The sequence below is a fragment of the Stenotrophomonas sp. PS02297 genome, from assembly GCF_029959705.1.
GTDB lineage: Bacteria > Pseudomonadota > Gammaproteobacteria > Xanthomonadales > Xanthomonadaceae > Stenotrophomonas > Stenotrophomonas nitritireducens.
Genome location: NZ_JASCOS010000217.1, coordinates 1 through 2,533 on the forward strand (window position 1 = coordinate 1; position 2,533 = coordinate 2,533).

The window sequence follows — 2,533 nt, forward strand, 5'->3', positions numbered from 1 at the left end:
CGCGTGGGGCCTGCGCGGCGGGCGCCCCGCCGCGCTCCGCCCCGGGGCCGGGGTGGGCGGCGCGCGCCGACTCCGGACTGCCGCTGGTGTTCAGTTCGTCCACGCAGGACGTGTGCACGGTGACCGCCGCTGGCCAGCTGGCCTTCGTACGGGCCGGCAGCTGCACCCTGGTGGTGGAGCAGGCCGGCGATGCCACCCATCGCCCGGCCTCGGCCACGCGCACGTTCCGGATCGAGCCGGTACCGCCGGGCGTGCCGGACATCCGGACGCTGACGCCGGTGGGTACCGGGCAGGTCAGCGTGGCGTTCACTCCGCCGGCGTTCACCGGTGGCGCGAGCATCGACGGTTACCGGGTCACCGCCACACCGCAGGGCGCGGCGGCGCCGGCCCTGCGCACGATGAGCCTGCGTGCGGCGAGCACGCCGGGCGTGGTCACCGCCACCGGCAGCGGCTCGCCGATCCTGGTGCAGGGGCTGGCCGAGGGCGTGAGCTATGTGTTCACCGTGGCCGCCTACAACCTGGCCGGCGAAGGCGAGGCGGACAGCGCCACGGAGCTAGTGGCCGCACCGGAACTGAGCTGGATCGGCGATCTGCAGAAGATGTACGGCCAGGCCGATTTCGAGCTGCCGCTCCCGCAGAGCAACAGCCCCGGCGCGTTCACCTTCACCAGCAGCAATCCGGCGGTGGCCACGGTCAATGGCCGCACCGTCACCGTGGTGGGCGAAGGCAGCACCACGCTGACCGCTACCCAGGCGGCGACCCCCAGCCACCTCACCGGCGCGGTGGCGGTGACGCTGGTGGTCAACGCACGTCCCGACCCGACGCTGGACGCGCAGGTCAGCGGCGGCATCCAGGCGCAGGTGGACGCCAGCGTGCGCTTCGCCCAGGTGCAGGGCGACAACATCCGCGACCGCCTGCGGCAGGTGCGTTCGGGGCGCAACGCCAGCAGCGTCAATTTCGCGTTGGCCTATGCCGGCAGCCAGGGCGTACCGGGGCTGACGATGCCGGTGGGCCGTGCGGCCGAGGCGGCGCTGCCGTCGCTGCCGCAAGGCTGGGGCCTGTGGCTGGCCGGCACGGCGACCTTCGGCAAGGCCGGGCGCAACGGCCGAGCCGGTGGCGGTTTCGACTTCAACACCGGTGGCATCACTCTGGGCGCGGACCGTGCGGTAGGCGAGCATGTGCTGCTCGGCATGGCCGGCAGCTGGGGCCGGCAGGGCACGGACTTCGACGACATCCCGTCCAAGGTCGATGCCGACCAGCGCTCGCTGGCGGTATATGGCCTGTGGCGCATGGGCGAGCACCTGTTCGTGGACGGTCTGCTGGCCAACGGCCAGCTGGACTTCGACCTGGCCCGCTGGAGCGAACTGGCCAATGCCAGCGCCCATGCCACGCGCGCCGGCCAGCAATGGTTCGGCTCGCTGACCTTCGGTTACGAGCACCGCAGCACGTCGGGGCTGAGCCTGACCGGCTACGGGCGCTACGACGGCCATCGCGCCACGCTGGACGGCTACCGCGAGCGCGGCCTGGACGCCTACGACCTGGCCTATGGCCGGCAGCAGGTGGACAACAGCGCGCTGGCGATGGGGCTGGAGGGCAGCCTGAGCTTCCAGCGCGAGCGGCTGAGCTGGCGCCCGCACTGGCGCATCGAGTACCGCGGTGCGCTGGAGAACCGCGGCGACGTGGCGGTGAACTACGTGCAGCGCCCGCGCGACGCCGACTACGTGCTGGCCATGCGCAGCTACAACGACGACACGTTGTCGCTGGGCGCTGGCATGGACCTGCAGCTGGACAGCGGTTGGATGTTCTCGCTGCTGCTGGGCCGCGAGCAGGGCCGCAACGCGATGCGCAGCAACAGCATCGGGCTGCAGGTGCGCTATGGGCAGCAGGGCGCGGGCGTGCCGATGTACGGCGAGAACGGCGACGAGTTCAACGTGGACATGACCGGCGATGCGCGCCGTCGCTGCCGTGGAGCGACCCAGCGTTGTGCGACGCCGGGCAGCGCGATGGACGATACCCGCCCCTGAGCGGGCGACCGCGTCGGAGCTGCCGGCGCGGTAATGCCCAGCGAGGCGATGCCCGGCTCTACAGGACGACAGTGCCCTGTGGTGCCGGGTGACGCCTGGTGGGTGTGCGCGGCAATGCCCCAGCGGGGCGTTGCCCCGCTCTACTCGGCGACCGGGTTCGACGCCCGGCACCGGCTCTCGCGGCAATCGCTGCCGCATGCGTGGTTTTCCTGCGCATACCGGCCAGCCACCGCGCGTCGCTCGTGCGGAAGCGCGCTTCCGTGTGCGCTGGGGGTCTTGCCGGAGAACCCGGGGACAGGACGGTTTTTCACGGGCCATTGAAAAGCTGCAGGAACAACGGTGGCCGGCCTTGGGCGCCAACGATGTTCTATGCGGGCCGGTTCCGTGGGCAGGGCCCCGGTCGCGAGCGACAGCGCTCCTGCGGGAGTCGACGCGGGTGCGGGTTCTGCCCGCATCCACGTCGATGCCGTTGCTCAGAGCCTGTATTCGACCGTCATGAAGTACTCGGC

The 2,533-nt window shown here is 71.6% G+C and carries 1 protein-coding gene; it reads left to right on the forward strand.

Annotated features, from left to right (window positions below; translation table 11 throughout):
• Positions 1–86 precede the first annotated feature (86 nt).
• On the forward strand, positions 87–2,024 hold the full coding sequence (locus QMX80_RS18970; RefSeq protein ID WP_282278722.1) for an autotransporter domain-containing protein: 1,938 nt from the start codon (positions 87–89) through the stop codon (positions 2,022–2,024).
• Positions 2,025–2,533: the final 509 nt, after the last annotated feature.